Origin of the sequence: Pedosphaera parvula Ellin514 (assembly GCF_000172555.1) — a bacterium.
Lineage (GTDB): Bacteria > Verrucomicrobiota > Verrucomicrobiia > Limisphaerales > Pedosphaeraceae > Pedosphaera.
Genome location: NZ_ABOX02000015.1, coordinates 73,041 through 88,188, shown reverse-complemented (window position 1 = coordinate 88,188; position 15,148 = coordinate 73,041). Strand labels below are relative to the sequence as shown.

Below are 15,148 nucleotides of genomic sequence, written 5' to 3'. Positions count from 1 at the left end.
TCAGCGCAAGTGCCGAAAAGGAATGAAAAATTCCGGCGAGTAGTAACGCATTTATCTTTATTTTACAGTGCTTTTTGCTACTTTATGAGTATTCTGAATCGGGTTTACGGATCGTGTCCATTAGTGGTTGAACTGCATTTCTCCGGCTTAAAGCACCTCCGCACGAGGCTCGTTCACGCGACTCCCCAGATTCCCGTAACGATGATAGTCGATGCTGAGACTCTGCTCGTGCAGATACCAAAGCAATTCCAACCGCCCCTCACTCGACACGGGCACACTGACCACGCAACTTCCCGTCTCCCGCGCAGCCTCAAGCACCGCGACGGGCACACGCTCCGGCGCGGCGTAACGAAGCCGCTCCGCCTGTCGTTCGCGAATGGCCTGCACCAACTCCTCATCCGATTCCTCAACGAATTCAATGGCTCCCGCCCACAACTCGGTCAGTTCTTCAAGCAATGAAACGTCGGCGGAATCCAGCCCCGGCGGCACGCTCACCGTGACCTGACTCCCCGCCGCATGCGCCGCACAAGCCCGGGCGAACAACTCAAACATCGTATCCGCCGGATGCACCCGAATGCGTGTGTTCCGCACCGGCAGGTACCGGCGAAAATTATCCTGCCCAACGAGCTTGAAATGATCATGCGCTTTTCCGAACTCCTCACGGTAACTCCGGTCATAGCTCATCACTGTCGCAATAATTTCATCAGCCCCGCTCGCCTTCGAAGTCCGGAGCCCTTCGCAAATCCCAGCCAACGTTGAGCGACTCGGAGCAGCCTCAGTTTCCCCACCACCCGCATCGCTGAAATTCATCAGTTGCGCCACGTAGTTCGGCCCCCCGGCTTTCATGCCGGGACCAAAAACCGATTTGCCCATGCCGCCAAACGGCTGCCGCAGCACAATCGCTCCCGTGGTCACGCGATTAATGTAGAGATTGCCCGCGTGAATATGTTCCTTCCAATAATCCCACTCGCGCTCATCCAGACTTTCCAACCCGCTGGTCAGCCCGTAACCGGTCTGGTTCACCAATGCCACCGCTTCGCTTAACGTCTTGAAGCGCATCACCGCCAGCACCGGCCCGAAAAACTCGGTCATATGTGTGAAGCTGCCCGGGCTCACGCCATACTTGATGCCGGGTGTCCAAAGATTCGGATTGCCTTCAATCGGCTGCGGCATCAATGCCCATTCTTCGCCCGGTTCCAGCACCTTCAGCGCGGTTTCAAGGTCACCGCTGGGTGGCCGAATCAGCGGTCCCATTTTGGTGTCCAGCTCCCACGCCGAACCGACCTTCATGCTCTCCACCGCTTCGCACAAACCACGACGAAAAGCCGGATCATCATAAACTTCGTCCTGAAGCAACAGCAGCGACGTGGCGGAACACTTTTGCCCGGCATGACTAAACGCCGAATGCAGGATATGCTTGATGGCCTGGTCACGGTCGGAAACCGCCGTCACAATCGTCGCGTCCTTGCCACCAGTCTCCGCAAACAATGTCAATCGTGGGTTATCACGCAGCATGCCAAGCGCCGTGGCCGTTCCACCTGTGAGAATCACGGCATTGACCTGCGGATGATTCACCAGCTTGCGCCCTTCCTTGCCGCCGGAACACGGCACGAATTGCAACGCATTCTTCGAAACACCCGCGCGCCAGAAACACTGGCACAGTTCCCACGCTACCAGCACAGTGTCGGAAGCAGGCTTGAGAATCACAGTATTACCCGCCGCCAACGCCGCAGCGACTCCACCGCACGGAATCGCGATGGGAAAGTTCCACGGCGAAACCACCACCACCACGCCCTTGCCTCGTGCCCGCGTCGTCGGCATCTCCTGCCACCAACGCGCGGTGCTGCGATAAAACTCCAGAAAATCCACCGCTTCGGAAACTTCAGGATCGGATTCAGCCAACGTCTTGCCGCCATTGGCCAGCGCCACGCCCATCAAGTCTGCCCGACCTCTACGCAACTCCTGCGCCACTCTACCCAGTATTTCAAATCGCGCCTCGGCGCTTAACTTCCGCCAACCATCCGGATCAGCCGCCGCGCTCTCAACCGCCCGAGCCACATCCGCATCCGTGGCCTGCAGGTAACGGCCCACGATAATTCCCGGCCGCGACGGATCCAAACACTCGCGCATGGGACGCCCTTCAAACAATTCTTCACCCGCCACAACCAGCGGAATCCGCGTGGCCTTCTCCCCAAACAGTGGCTGCCATTTCGCAATAATTGCTTCTCCCCACTTACCATTTTCCGGCAACACAAAATCAGTGTCCGGTTCATTCTGAAGCAACTGCCAGCCTCGCGCCACGGCCGCGGAAGGTTCCAGTGGAGGCAAATTCCGATTCTGCGTACGACGCGGCGCCTCGCTGGTCGCCGCCATCGCGTCAAAGGAAGCCAGGAAACCTTGCTCCAACTTCTGCCATTCCGGACTCCCCACTTTGATTTTGAAAGCGTGACGCAGAAAATTCTCCGGCCCGGTGTTTTCATCCAGGCGGCGAATGAGATAACCAATGGCGTTGATGAAATTCTCCTTCTTGCAGGCCGGAGCATAGAGCAGCAGCTTCGAAGTCAGCTCGAACAACGCACGACGCTGCTGGTTCGCCATGCCTTCCAACATCTCGAATTGCACCCGGTCAAACGCATTGTTTTCCTGCGTCAACACCAGCGCATACGCCAGATCAAACAAGTTGTGCGATGCCACCCCGACATTCATCGCCGCGAGATTCTCGGGCTTCATCATTTCGTGCAGCATCCGTTTGTAATTGGCATCGGTCTCGACCTTGCTCTTATACGGCGCCTGCGGCCAGCCGCGCTGCGAAGCCTCCGCCCGCTCGCTCTCCATGTTCGCACCTTTGACGAGACGGACCGTCACACGCCCGCCTCCTGCCGCCACTCTCCGCCGCGCCCACTCCTGAATATGCTGCAGCGTGCGAAAGGAATCTGGGACGTAACTCTGCAACGCAATCCCGGCGCGGACCTGCTTCAGCCCCGGCCGATCCAGCGTGCGCATGAACGCCTCCGCCGTCAGCTCCTTGTCCCGGTATTCCTCCATGTCCAAATAAACAAACTTCGGCACCTGCTCGCCATCCAGCCGCATGAATCGCGCACGTTGCGCCGTCAGGAAAAGTCGCTCAAGCCGGTCGCATAGCCGCGCCACAGTCAACTCCCGCGCCAGTGGCGAAATTTGCGAATACAGCGTCGATATCTTGATCGATACCACCTCAATTTCCGGCCATTGAAGACTGATCAAATATTGCTGCAATCGCCGCTCCGCCTCGGCTTCACTCAGGATCGCTTCACCCAAAAAGTTCACATTCATCCGCACCCCTTCGTGAGTGCGTTCGCTCAGATGCCGCGTCAACATCTCCTTCTCCCCGGGCAGGATAACATTCGCCGTCTCCTTCTGCATGTGCTCCTTGACCAGGGGCAAAGCCACGCCCGGCAGATACCCGCCAAACGATTGAAAACCCCTCATCAACGTGCGGTCCCACGAACTGAAAAATCGCGGCACGCCCTGCACGTCGAGAATGTGAATCAAATGCTCCACCGCCCGATGCGGATCGTTCGTGCGAAAGGCCTGATCGGTAATCTGGGCGAGAGTCGCCTTGTCCGACGGCGTCTGCAGCATCCGGTCCAGTTCCGCCTGCTGACGCTTTTCCGACGGTGTCTGCAATTCCGTGGCCCGTTCCTGCAATCGACGCGCCAGGAACAACGCCTTCCTGACCGTGAGTGGATACTTCGCTGGCTTGTCAGAATCGAAGCCATCCATTAACTGATCGAGCAGCGGAACTTGCATCTCAGATTGAAGATTCATAATTTCTGAACACAACCGAATCGGCTGGGAAATAATGCCACCATTTGTCGCACCGGGCAAACCGGTGCGCCTGAGTAAACAACCAACCTGCCGAAACACAATATAATTCCTTTAGAAGTAATCGGCACCCTACAACTGACCCTCATTCCCCACCTCACCTATCAAGGCGGCAAACGCGCGTTGATCGAAACCGTGCGCGCATTGACAATAAATATCGCAGTCAAGACCTTGGCCGCCAACTCTTCAAATGGGCCATCACCCAATCCCGCGCCGCCTCGTGGAACTCGTCCTTCAGCTTGCCCTTGGGATTCGATAGAAATCCTTGGCGGGGTCCGTTTGCCGCCTTTGTTGCAGCCTTTCCATGGAAGGTCTACCCCACTCATTATTCGCCAGGAAATATGCTGGACAGCGATTTACGTCCAGCACAGCATTCAATCCATGGAAAGGATAGGCCACAGAATCTAATAGGTAATAACTGTTAGGCGGCATCGCACTTTATGAAGCCCTCATTGGACGAGACGGTTCCACTTCGGACAGCATTTGTGATCATGCAGCGATACCTGGAGTTTTATTGGGAGCACACCGGACGAGGTGGTGAAATTGGTTCGTTACTCAGTGACGTTCAGATGCTGCAGGATGGAGGCACGGCAGACCCCGCGGCACTTGAGGATTGGCTTACCGTTGCCGAGACAGTGATACGTGGCGGACAGGGACCGCTTTTCATGCAGTTGACGCCAAAGCCATGACTATATTGCCACCTAACACATCACTGGAGCCAACTGGCGTTGGCGCCGGCAATTCCGCTGCGCGGTTCACGTCCCGCGTCGCCGGTGGCTCAGTTCTTGGTCGTTAGGCGGCAAGAGCACATATTTATGGAATTACCCTTTCCAATGCCGATGACAATTCGCTGCTACCAGTGCGGAAAGGTGTATGATGCAGTGCTGACTAGCGAAGAGACGCATGAGTTTCCTTGCCCTGCTTGCGGGAAGGTTGAGGTTTATAATTTGGCCGCATTGAGGGAAAAGGCCGAGAAGATTATCCGACAGCGGACGAGAGGCCGGTGATATTTTTAGCGATTATGTTTTTGAGTTTTGAACATTGCCACCTAACCATGCGCTCAACTTCGAACGTTCCGTTTTGAATGCTCGATATTTCCCGCACTTTGCAGCCCGCCCCAAGGTCCAGCGGACCGAAATGTTTATAGGGACCAATCCCAAAAACTATCCCCGCTTCGGCCCAGGATTTTAAACAGCTCAAGACACGCCATCCGAAGCGGAACTGACCGCGCCAACGCCGGTTGGTTCCAGTGATGTGTTAAGCCACGGCTCGTGAGACAAATATAATCTCATCTTCGTCCAGTGAATCTTTTGGAAGAAACACAAGCCCACCATAGGATGTGTCAATCATCAAACCAGGCGCTTCCAAATTCCACCGCTCGACATCTTCTGGCAAATCAATGATGTGCTGAACCACGCCGGCGTAAGCGCGATGATGCAATAAAACAGCATCGCCGACTCGAATCTCTGTGCCATCTGGATACAAAATCATGTCCCACGCTCGATCTGGCCTCACGTTCAGGAACTGAGCCACGCCAAAGCAGTGTTGTCAACGCGCAAAGCGTTAGCGGCGTTGGCTCCAGTGATGTGTTAGGCTGCCGTCGGATTGTCATAAAACTCAAATGCTACATCAATGCCGCCTCCATCAAGCAAAACCATCGTCGCGTAAGAAATGTGCTCTATCCAACCATCCAGCCGCTCAACATCCGCTGGCTGAATCAATCCATTGCTTCTAAGCATGCCGTCTGGATACACCCCCCATGCTCTGGCTAAATGACAGATACCCCAAAGTGACCTGACAACCTCTCGGTCAACGACTGGCTGCTCCAGCGAAGGAGCAAGCACAAGCAATGCCGCCATAACCTCGTGATAATTCTGCTCATTCAAATGACCAGAAAACGGACGCAACGAACCTAGGAATCCTGACTTCATTTTGGGATGGTCAACATCGGAATAGGCGAAGCTGTGCATCAGCAACAACTCTTTGGCTTCGGCGATAGTCATAATCCTAAAAGTGTAGGCAGCCTAACGTTCCGGATCAGTGACCCCGCGCCAGTGATATTCGAAATGCAACCGGGACGCAATCGCGGGGTTCACTGCATCCGGTTTGTTGGGCATTCTCATCGTTCGAGTTCTCGCGCGGCGACGTAAGCTTTCCGGGCCCAGAACTCAATATCAATCTTGGGCCAATCATTTCGGAAAAGCGTAAACGATACCCACTGATCGCCGCATTCGGGATACGGCACGCCTCCACTGGCAAGGGCACGAGCCTTCATGCGCTCATCCAATCGGAATGCGGTCGTGTCCATCCCGACGGCAAACGCCATGATGATACCCTTGGTGGAAGCAACCACGTAGCGATACTGTTGCCAATCGGGACAAAACATCTGGACATCTCCCAGCGGCTTCAACGCCGCACTCAGGGCGCCAGCGACATCAGAATGCGCAGACAGGCCGTCTAGATGACTGAGCACCTGCCGATTGATGCTCGTCTCTAGTTCGGATGGGATGCTCCGTGTCATGGTGTTACTCCGCCCAACGCCAGATATAGGTAATCCGAAGTTATTCATGGTCTGCGAGCGGGCGGTTGAAGAGCTCGCGCCGATGGCAACCGCGACGGCCCGCCGCCGTTCGCTGCAGCGCATGGTTAGGCGACTTATTTGGTAAATCTGACATCTGAAATCTTCGCATCTACTGCTCCCTCCTTCCACTCGGTGGGAACTGACTTAGCAGAGTAAAACTTCCCACTCTCCATCTGCCAAACGTAACCAGCCTTGAGCGGCTTATTGTCTCGGAGTGAATACTTAGATACGAGAACTGGAGTGTAGTCCTCCTCGTGAATCACTGCTCCAGTGGCGTCCTTGAAAAGAACTGTGACCTTCACCATCTCCAAATCTCTGTCTCCAGTGTTGCGCAGCTTGAAAAGCACGCCTGGAACTTTCCCGTCGAGAATCGAATCCATGTAACGCGCCTGCACATCGTAGAGAGAGAGGTGCTCCTGAATGTATGCGGTCTTCGCCTTCGTCTCCTCATCTTCTTGGACCTTCTTCTGAGATGTGGAAGATCTGGACTTCCTGGATGACTCCTCCACGGCCCTCGTAATCGCCGCCGAAGTGCCGCCCGTGGAAAGAATCGGAAGGACTAAAGCGCCAACGCAGATAACCCCGCCGAGCAACGGCATTCCGATGCCCTTGCCACTCTTGAACAGCGCAATCACAAAACCAATGCCCGCAAGCAACAAACCGATGATCGCCACCGGAATGGCAAGGAGTCCGAGAAATGGAATCCAGCCCACGAGCAACGACAACACTCCGACTACGAGCGCAATGATGCCGAGTGTCAGCGATGCCGTATTTTTCGTCGTGACGATGACGGTTTGGGGTTCTTGTGATGTTGCGTTCATGTGTGGTGTGGCATAGTCGGCTAACAATTATCATGCGACACGTGTCGCAATCATTCCAATATACGAATAATATTTCGAGCCGCCTCACTTGCCCAGCGAACTCAAACTGGAACGATTCCTCACGGCGCTTGCTCAAACCCTGTCACCGCCAGCACCCGGAATCAAGCGTTTAGAAATGGACTGGTCGCGCATCCGGCGCTTAACTTCCTGCGCCCGCTCTGGACTTGCCGCCGCACTCATCCTGCCACCCAGGCCGCCTGGAAATCCTGCCCGCAAATACTTTCCGCAAAGCAACTCCTCGCTTCGCAAGACCCGCTAAAACTCTCCCGCAGCTTCGTTCAACCCGGGAATGCAGACAACCCTCCGCTTCGCTCCGCGTTATCTACATTCCTTTTCTTGTTAGGCCACATTATTTTTCACGATGGGGCTGATGGTCGCGGTTCCAACGCACCAAAGCTGCGTCGCTGGTATCTTCAAAAAGAAATTTCAGCGTCGGCGATTCAACGTGGCCGTCGCAAAACACCACGTTGGCTTTGCCATGATGACGCGTGCTCATGTTTCCGTACTTTTCTAACTCGACCAAACTCTTTCGCATGAAATCTCCTTGAATGAAATCTCCGACTGCCATCATTTCGCTTGGAGCAAACACTTCTGACTCAGCTATTGGTTTGTAACTATCCGGTGCACCCTCAACCCGGATGGCCCTGAAGGCCGAATTGGTTGGTTGGGTTCCTCCGCAACAAGTTCTCTGAGTATTCGTCTGAGTTGTACCCGTAGGACAATCTTGGTCCTGGGGGAAGCAGCCAAGTGGCTGACGGGCATACCCATACTCCTCTTAGAAAATAATTTGTTTCAAGGTGAGAGTCACCAAACCCATCCCGTGCTAATTGGCCACACCAAAACCTGCTATTGTAGTTCTCATTTGTGCTTGCAAACCTCACGGGATAACCGTGGTCGTTTGCGAGGAACGTGTGCAAGCCCACCCCGATTTGACGTAAATTGTTGACGCAGTAAATTTGTTGCGCTCTGGCCTTGCCTTTAGAAACCGTTGGCAGCAGTAGCGCGGCCAGAATTCCGATGATTGCGATTACGACCAAAAGTTCAACGAGCGTGAACCCGTCGCGACCACCTCTTTGCATTTGCATACACGTTGTCGGCTCCATGATCGTTGAATTACGGCTTTGTGACAAGGTTGCGGCCTAACGCCCCAAGCTCAGCGACGGCGGCCACGAGGCGCGCCGATTGCAAGCGCGACGGCCCGCCGCCGTTCGCTGCAGCGCATGGTTAGGTGTCCAGGCCACGATTGACATAAGGTTCACGTTCCATCCATTGACTTGGTGCGGGGTTGTGCCTTTACGTAATATGCGTCGAGACCCTTCATCGAACAGACAAGCCCGAATGCGAGTATGATGCTTCTTACCCAGTTCATGGTGCTCCACTCGGAACAGATTTTAGTGAACACATCAGCGTTCGACTGGGCGGCGAGGAACAAAATTTCATTCCGGGGATAGAAATAGGCAAAGGTCAGGGCGTCCGTCAGCACCGCGAGCAGGAACGCCAGTCCGAAATACAGCCTTACCTTCCTTCCGAACTTCCAACAAGCAACCAGAGCGGCTAACGCCAGAAGCTGATTGAACGGCGAAGCCGTCCGGAAAAATGTTCCTGGGTTGACGGTCTTGAAGTAGATTCTCGCTGTGAGAATCGAATCTGGAATGTTGGCGCTCCAGCTCCTCGCGTCGACGATCGAGTTGTAGACATTCACGCTAAGCACAGCGGCCATCAACGCCAAGGATGCAAATATGCAGATTTTTCTCATGATGTTCTCTCGATTCCAACAGCTATCCACGCGTGACTCCTTGGCCACGCTGAACACCTAACAATCAATATGCGACGCGTGTCGCAATAATTCCGATATACGAACAAGGACTACCGCGCTGAAAACATTGTCAGCTGTCATTTGGCGAAAGCATCTTGCATTGAACACCGCACAGATTTACTACGGCTCAAGCGATACTGAAATTATCTTCAAACACTGCCGCCTCACTTGCGCAGCGAACTCAAACTGGAACGATTCCTCACGGCGCTTGCTCAAAACCATGTCTTCGCCAGCACCCAGAATCAAGCGTTTAATGCCATCCTTTTCTTCTATAGGAGGTGCAGGCATCATGAAGCAGAGAATGCGAAGGGTGCGACTTGTGTCAATACTTTGGACCTCACTGACCCCTTTTTTGGTTTGCCCCCTTTTCTATCGAGTGAGGTAATAGGAAGTACACAACCCGGTCATGGCTTAATATTTGACCGGTTTCTTTAAATCCTCCTCGATCCTCTTTAACCTTGCTTTCTTCTTCTCCTCGTCCTTCTTGATATTGGTAGCGAGTAGCCAATCTTTAAACGCCTTTCCGTTTATTGTTAATTGAGCAGTGCCATCACTGAACCTGTCAAAATATGCGCTGCTGGTCTCTGCTTCCCATACTTTCCGACGAGGTTCAGATGCATTTATCTTGAGCTTCCATTCTACGTTCGTAACTCCTGTAATTTCCTTTGCCAAAGCTATGCATTCAGCGTCGGTTATTTTGTGCTTTTCTTCGAAAAAAAACTGTTCGGACAGATCTTTTCCCTCGATATAATCCACCATGACTCCGTAACCCTGATATTCGTACGTTCGCCACTCGGAGTATGGGTCTTTGAAAATGTTGGTTGGCTTACCATAGCGGGTTTCGACTTGAGCGACAGTCTCTCCCAATTTTGCTGCAACGATACTGCACCAGATCAAAACAGCAGAGATCAGAATCATCCTTTTCATAGTTAAGATCAGTAATTTTCCGGCTGGCTCAAGCGATACTGAAATTATCTTCAAACACTGCCGCCTCACTTGCCCAGCGAACTCAAACTGGAACAATTCCTCACGGCGCTTGCTCAAAACCATGTCTCCGCCAGCACCCAAAATCAAGCCTTTAGAAATGGACTGGTCGCGCATCCGGCGCTTAACTTCCTGCGCCTGCTCTGGACTTGCCGCCGCACTCAACCTGCCACCCAGGTCGCCTGGAAATCCTGCCCGCAAATACTTTCCGCAAAGCAACTCCTCGCTTCGTACGACCCGCTAAAACTCTCCCGCAGCTTCGTTCAACCCGGGAATGCAGACAACCCTCCGCTTCGCTCCGGGTTATCTACATTCCTTTTCTTGTTAGACATCATGCGAATCATACTCGTGGCTCAGAAAGCACCTCCACCCGACCTTTCCAGCCGCCCATGTGTAAATAATCCACAACTCTTGGAATGATCACAGACTGAGTCTCACCAGTGCTCACATGCACTCGCCCGTCTGCGCCGGTCCAGCGATAAGCATGAATAAGCCACCGACCTCCCGCCCGTAACTCAACATCGAAACGACACGTCTGCTTGCCATCCTCGTAATCAACTTGCTTGCCGCCGCGCGCAATCTTCACAACCCAACTCTCCTTCAGCTCTGCGTCTGGGACTCTCTCGAATACACCACGGCGGTCATGCTTGTCGAAAAGAACCAAAGTGTTAGGGTCTGGCAGCTCGAACCGTTGGGTGCTCTGTCCCTTCTCACCGCGCGCTCCTCCGATCTGAAGTCGTCCATCTACTATCTTCCAGCGCATTGGCAGCTTCGCGCCACCGGGAGCGTTCCAGGACGCCGAGCCGTCGGGATTGAAGGTATAATTTGGCGGCGCGGGCATCGGAGTAGTGTCTTCCTTGCCAGCGCGGTCAATCTGCTTGACCCAGCGCCACGTGCCATGAAGTTGCGTGCTCATGATGTCTAACGAAAAAAGCTGAGCCACTGCCGGCTCGTGGCGTGAACCGCGACAGCGGAACGGCCAGCGCCAACGGCGGTTGGCTCCGGCGACTTGTCAGGCATTTGGTCCGTCTTTCGCAAAAAAAGCACAATAAAACAGAGCTGCTGCTATCAGCGACATGAAGATCACTATCCCCCAAAACACGACAGGATCGGTCACCTGAGTAACAACGGCATCCTTAGTATTGTGGCCAAATGTTACATTGAGCTTTCTATCGTGAACGGAGCGGATCGCATAAAGACTACAAAATGTGCCAACGACTAAACAAATGAGCCGTCCTAAGTCATTTAAGAAATCGTTTCGATGCCTCATAAATGCCTAACGACCGAACTTCAGCGACGGCGGCCATGAGACGCGCCGATTGCAACGGCGACGGCCCGCCGCCGTTCGCTGCAGCGCATGGTTTGGCTGCGGTCTTCTCGTCATCTCCATTACTCCTTCCGCCGTCGGGCAGCTATCAAGCGGCCTATACACTCTATGAAAAGAAACGTGGCTACCGCAAAAAGAATCAAACCCACCAAACCACCTGTCGGATATGTAATCCACAAGCTCCATCCTGTGAGCCTGTGCAAACCAAACGCCCCAACATGAGAACCAAAAAGTAGTCCGACAAGAAGTGAGAAACTGGTTTGGTCCATACGCGTGTGCTGTCGCCTAACAATCAATATGCGACACGTGTCGCAATCATTCCAAAATACGAACAATATTTCGAGTGCTGATATCGCCCCATGACTACCGCTCAGGCACTGAAACCATTGTCAGCCGTCATGCGGCGAAAGCATCTTGCATTGAATACCGAACAGATTTACTGCGGCTGGCATCAAGCGATGCTGCAACGACCTTCAAACATTGCCGCCTCATTTGCCCGGCGAACTCAAACGGGAACGATTCCTCACGGCGCTTGCTCAAAACCCTGTCACCGCCAGCATCCGGAATCAAGCGCTTAACGCCATCCTTTTCTTCTACAAGGAGGCGATGGAGGTGCAATTGAAGAACATTCAGGCGTTGCGGGCAAGGCGTCCGAGTCAGCTCCGACGCGCCCCGAACCATGAAGACACTTTGTTGCTCATAAAAACCGTGCAGGCCGGAGGCGATTTTGCCACGAGTCTGGTGGTCCGCCTGCTGTATGGTTGCGGCCTGCGCGTCCCGCTCCGGAGCCAAGGACTTCTACAAAGCCCTTGGCTTCACCCCCTCCCACACCGGCATGAAACTTTATCTCAAGTGGCTTCCGAAAATCTCCACACCAGAAACGGCCTATCCCCAGACACCTATGATTTATCGAAGCTTCCCCGACTCAATTTAATAGCCACCTGAGAACCAACCCACAAAGCTTCTGGAATTGGCATCAAACCGCTGCTAAATTTAACATGCGCAAAATAGCGTTTAGTCTATGACCATCCCGACCGAGCCAATCGACAGCATTCCCAGACATCTCACACTGATTGAGGCAGTAAGGAATGGAAACCGCGAGGACGCGGGCTTGGACCCACTACTTAACGAGGCAATCCAGAATACCGTGAAGCGGTCAGCACCACGCTGGCGGAGGAATTATACCGAATGCCGAAAGAAATTTCCGAATGGCAGGAGGGATTTTGGTTTGAGGCAAGGCGGAGGCCGCAGGCGCTATCCTTTGATAGCGACCAGGCCGACAACGCCGCCTCAAATCAAAAGCACCCTGCTCCCAACGACTAACGAATTTCCTCGCCTCCAGGATCATGACTTTTTGAGTCTCTACTTTCATCAGGCTTATTGTCTGCTTTCATTCCGGTTCTTTTTCCCATTTCGGAAATTAATTTTGGCATTCGGTATAATCAAGGCGAGCTGAGTGGACACACCAGAAAACGAAGAAAAGATGCTGCGTTCGGTTGCTTTACAGAACGCCGGAAGCACCACGCTCGCACGTGACCGTGCCGAGGCCGAACTTCTCCAGGCCAGGGCAAGTCTGGAAGAGAGAACGAAGGAACTCGCCCAACAACGCGAATGCTTTCAAGTCGCCCTCTCCAGCATCGGCGACGCTGTCATCACGGCTGATACCGAAGGCAAGGTCACCTTTCTTAATCCCGTGGCGGAAACGATGACCGGCTGGAAATCCAGCGAGGCAACTGGTCAGCTCGTGGAAAAAGTTTTCAACATCATTAATGAGCAGACTCGCCAGCCGGTCACGAATCCCGTTCACAAAGTTCTGAAGATAGGAGTCATTGTCGGCCCGGCCGATCATGCCACCTTGATTGCCCGGGATGGCAGGGAAACAGCCATTGAAGATAGCGCCGCGCCAATTCGGGACGCCACTGGAGGATGTTCAGGTGCAGTCATGGTTTTTCATGATGTGACCGGGCGACGCAGCGTGGAAGCGGCCTTGCGCCGAAGTCGTGATCAGTTCTCCGCCATTCTCAATGTCGCGCTCGATGCCATCATTACGATGGATCACAAAGGAAAGGTTTCAGACTTCAATCCGGCGGCGGAAAGAATTTTCGGCTATCGTCGCGACGACATTCTTGGCAGACCTATCGCCGAACTGATAATCCCTGAGCGGCTTCGCCAGCGCCACTACGAAGGCTTATCCCGCTATCTTGCCACTGGCGAAGGACCGGTTCTCGGCAAACGCATTGAAATGCCTGCGTTACGCGCCGACGGACAGGAATTCCCCGTGGAATTATCCATCTGCCGTATCGCACACAGCGAGCCGCCCATCTTCACTGCCACGTTGCGCGACATCACTGAACGCAAGCAGGAGGAAAAGGCATTGGTCGAACGGGCGCGGCTCGCGGCATTGCGGGCAGACATCGGCATCGCACTGGCCGGGAGCGAAAACTCGCAGAGTGTTCTACAACGTTGTTCCCAGGCTTTGGTTACACAGCTTGACGCGGCCTTTGCCCGGATCTGGACGGTGAATGAAGCAGAAAGCGTTTTGGAACTGCAGGCAAGCGCGGGCATTTACACCCATCTGAACGGGCCACACGGACGGGTAAAAATCGGAGAATACAAAATTGGGCGTATCGCGCAAAACCATCAACCACTTCTGACAAATGACGTTCTTCACGATCCAAACATCAGCGACCCAGTCTGGGCACGGAGAGAAGGCATGGTCGCTTTTGCGGGATACCCGCTGGTCTTGGAGGGAAAGGCGCTGGGAGTAATGGCGATGTTTGCGCGCCACCCATTGAGCGAAAATGTGATGACCGAACTGGCCCCCATTGCGGATGGCCTGGCGCAATGGGTTCGGCGCAAGCGGGTCGAGGAAGCCCTGCGGAAAGCACAGCAGGAGTTGCAACACCATGCCTCCACTCTGGAGGCCACGGTGGAGGAACGCACTGCAGAATTGCGCGAAAAAATAGGCGAACTTGAAGCGTTTTCCTACAGTGTTTCCCATGATATGCGAGCCCCCCTTCGGGCGATGCAGGGCTATGCCACCACTTTACTCGAAGACCACAAACAGGATCTTCCAGAAGCAGCTCAGCAATACCTGGATCGAATTTATAAATCTGCGACCAGAATGGATTTGCTCATTCAGGCAGTGCTTACTTACAGCAAAGTCGCCAAGGAACCTTTGATCCTTCATCCGGTGGATATGGAAACATTGATCGCTGACGTCCGTCATACTTACCCGGCTCTGCAAACACCCAAAGCAATTATCACCATTAAAGGTTCCCTGCCCAGGGTGCTTGGGCACGAAGTGTTCCTAAGCCAGGTCATTTCCAATCTGCTCAGCAATGCCGTTAAGTTTGTTGTGCCGGGCGTAACGCCTGAAATAAACATACATGCCGACCAAACAGAAGGATTCGTTCGTATATGGTTTGAGGATAATGGCATCGGCATCGACTCCGCGCATTACCATCGAATTTTCGAGATGTTCGGTGGGGTGCATGCAGACAAAAAGTTTGAAGGCACTGGCATCGGACTGACAATTGTTAAAAAGGCGGTTGAACGAATGGGGGGAGAGATTGGAGTTGAATCACAACCCGATCAAGGAAGCCGGTTTTGGTTTACCCTTAAAAAAGCCAATGATTCTGACAATGAACAGAACCTTTCCACCGGTTGAAAAAAGAACTGCTGCGAGCCAGGTA

Annotated in this window: 16 protein-coding genes; 5 read left to right on the top strand and 11 right to left on the bottom strand. The window is 53.7% G+C overall.

Translation table 11 applies throughout. The annotated features are described in order from the left end of the window. Window positions 1-147: 147 nt before the first annotated feature. On the bottom strand, window positions 148-3,807 hold the full coding sequence (locus tag CFLAV_RS13795; protein ID WP_007415355.1) for a bifunctional proline dehydrogenase/L-glutamate gamma-semialdehyde dehydrogenase: 3,660 nt from the start codon (window positions 3,805-3,807) through the stop codon (window positions 148-150). 497 nt (window positions 3,808-4,304) lie between these two features. Between CFLAV_RS13795 and CFLAV_RS13785 the strand changes: the two genes are divergently transcribed. After that, window positions 4,305-4,553, top strand: a complete 249-nt coding sequence (locus tag CFLAV_RS13785; RefSeq protein WP_007415353.1) for a hypothetical protein — start codon at window positions 4,305-4,307, stop codon at window positions 4,551-4,553. A gap of 568 nt (window positions 4,554-5,121) precedes the next feature. Here CFLAV_RS13785 and CFLAV_RS13775 read toward each other — a convergent pair. The 7 genes from CFLAV_RS13775 to CFLAV_RS13740 form a co-directional block, all read right to left on the bottom strand. Further along, entirely contained in the window at window positions 5,122-5,355 is a 234-nt protein-coding gene (locus tag CFLAV_RS13775) for a hypothetical protein (RefSeq protein WP_007415351.1), read from the bottom strand. Window positions 5,356-5,453: 98 nt separating this feature from the next. Beyond that, window positions 5,454-5,867: a hypothetical protein gene (locus CFLAV_RS13770; protein WP_007415350.1), complete on the bottom strand. Its 414-nt coding sequence runs from the start codon at window positions 5,865-5,867 to the stop codon at window positions 5,454-5,456. A 116-nt stretch (window positions 5,868-5,983) separates the two neighbouring features. Further along, a complete protein-coding gene (locus tag CFLAV_RS13765) occupies window positions 5,984-6,508 on the bottom strand; it encodes a hypothetical protein (RefSeq protein ID WP_007415348.1) in 525 nt (174 codons plus the stop codon). 11 nt (window positions 6,509-6,519) lie between these two features. Next, window positions 6,520-7,266 carry a hypothetical protein gene (locus tag CFLAV_RS13760; protein ID WP_007415347.1) on the bottom strand — a complete coding sequence of 249 codons (747 nt, stop codon included), beginning with the start codon at window positions 7,264-7,266 and terminating at the stop codon, window positions 6,520-6,522. Window positions 7,267-7,675: 409 nt separating this feature from the next. Next, a complete protein-coding gene (locus CFLAV_RS13750; protein ID WP_160164578.1) occupies window positions 7,676-7,861 on the bottom strand; it encodes an H-X9-DG-CTERM domain-containing protein in 186 nt (61 codons plus the stop codon). A gap of 94 nt (window positions 7,862-7,955) precedes the next feature. Further along, window positions 7,956-8,405: a type II secretion system protein gene (locus tag CFLAV_RS36940; RefSeq protein ID WP_085998869.1), complete on the bottom strand. Its 450-nt coding sequence runs from the start codon at window positions 8,403-8,405 to the stop codon at window positions 7,956-7,958. Window positions 8,406-8,581: 176 nt separating this feature from the next. Beyond that, window positions 8,582-9,082, bottom strand: a complete 501-nt coding sequence (locus tag CFLAV_RS13740) for an anthrone oxygenase family protein (protein WP_040548693.1) — start codon at window positions 9,080-9,082, stop codon at window positions 8,582-8,584. 228 nt (window positions 9,083-9,310) lie between these two features. On the opposite strand from CFLAV_RS13740, the gene CFLAV_RS37610 reads away from it, so the two are divergent. Further along, window positions 9,311-9,577 carry a phage integrase N-terminal SAM-like domain-containing protein gene (locus tag CFLAV_RS37610; RefSeq protein WP_343123224.1) on the top strand — a complete coding sequence of 89 codons (267 nt, stop codon included), beginning with the start codon at window positions 9,311-9,313 and terminating at the stop codon, window positions 9,575-9,577. On the opposite strand, the gene CFLAV_RS13735 is transcribed toward CFLAV_RS37610, so the two are convergent. The 3 genes from CFLAV_RS13735 to CFLAV_RS13725 all read right to left on the bottom strand — a co-directional run bounded on the left by CFLAV_RS13735 (window position 9,554) and on the right by CFLAV_RS13725 (window position 11,396). Next, entirely contained in the window at window positions 9,554-10,327 is a 774-nt protein-coding gene (locus CFLAV_RS13735) for a hypothetical protein (protein ID WP_040548690.1), read from the bottom strand. The two genes, CFLAV_RS37610 and CFLAV_RS13735, sit on opposite strands and share 24 nt — an antisense overlap. Before the next feature lie 139 nt (window positions 10,328-10,466). Then, window positions 10,467-11,042: a hypothetical protein gene (locus CFLAV_RS13730; protein ID WP_007415341.1), complete on the bottom strand. Its 576-nt coding sequence runs from the start codon at window positions 11,040-11,042 to the stop codon at window positions 10,467-10,469. A gap of 96 nt (window positions 11,043-11,138) precedes the next feature. Then, on the bottom strand, window positions 11,139-11,396 hold the full coding sequence (locus CFLAV_RS13725) for a hypothetical protein (protein WP_007415340.1): 258 nt from the start codon (window positions 11,394-11,396) through the stop codon (window positions 11,139-11,141). 537 nt (window positions 11,397-11,933) lie between these two features. On the opposite strand from CFLAV_RS13725, the gene CFLAV_RS13715 reads away from it, so the two are divergent. The 3 genes from CFLAV_RS13715 to CFLAV_RS13705 all read left to right on the top strand — a co-directional run bounded on the left by CFLAV_RS13715 (window position 11,934) and on the right by CFLAV_RS13705 (window position 15,123). After that, window positions 11,934-12,398, top strand: coding sequence for a site-specific integrase (locus tag CFLAV_RS13715; RefSeq protein ID WP_040548687.1), 465 nt, complete (start codon window positions 11,934-11,936; stop codon window positions 12,396-12,398). A gap of 243 nt (window positions 12,399-12,641) precedes the next feature. Beyond that, window positions 12,642-12,776: a hypothetical protein gene (locus CFLAV_RS36935; RefSeq protein WP_272941479.1), complete on the top strand. Its 135-nt coding sequence runs from the start codon at window positions 12,642-12,644 to the stop codon at window positions 12,774-12,776. Between the two features lie 133 nt (window positions 12,777-12,909). Next, a complete protein-coding gene (locus tag CFLAV_RS13705; RefSeq protein ID WP_050785751.1) occupies window positions 12,910-15,123 on the top strand; it encodes a PAS domain-containing sensor histidine kinase in 2,214 nt (737 codons plus the stop codon). Window positions 15,124-15,148 lie beyond the last annotated feature (25 nt).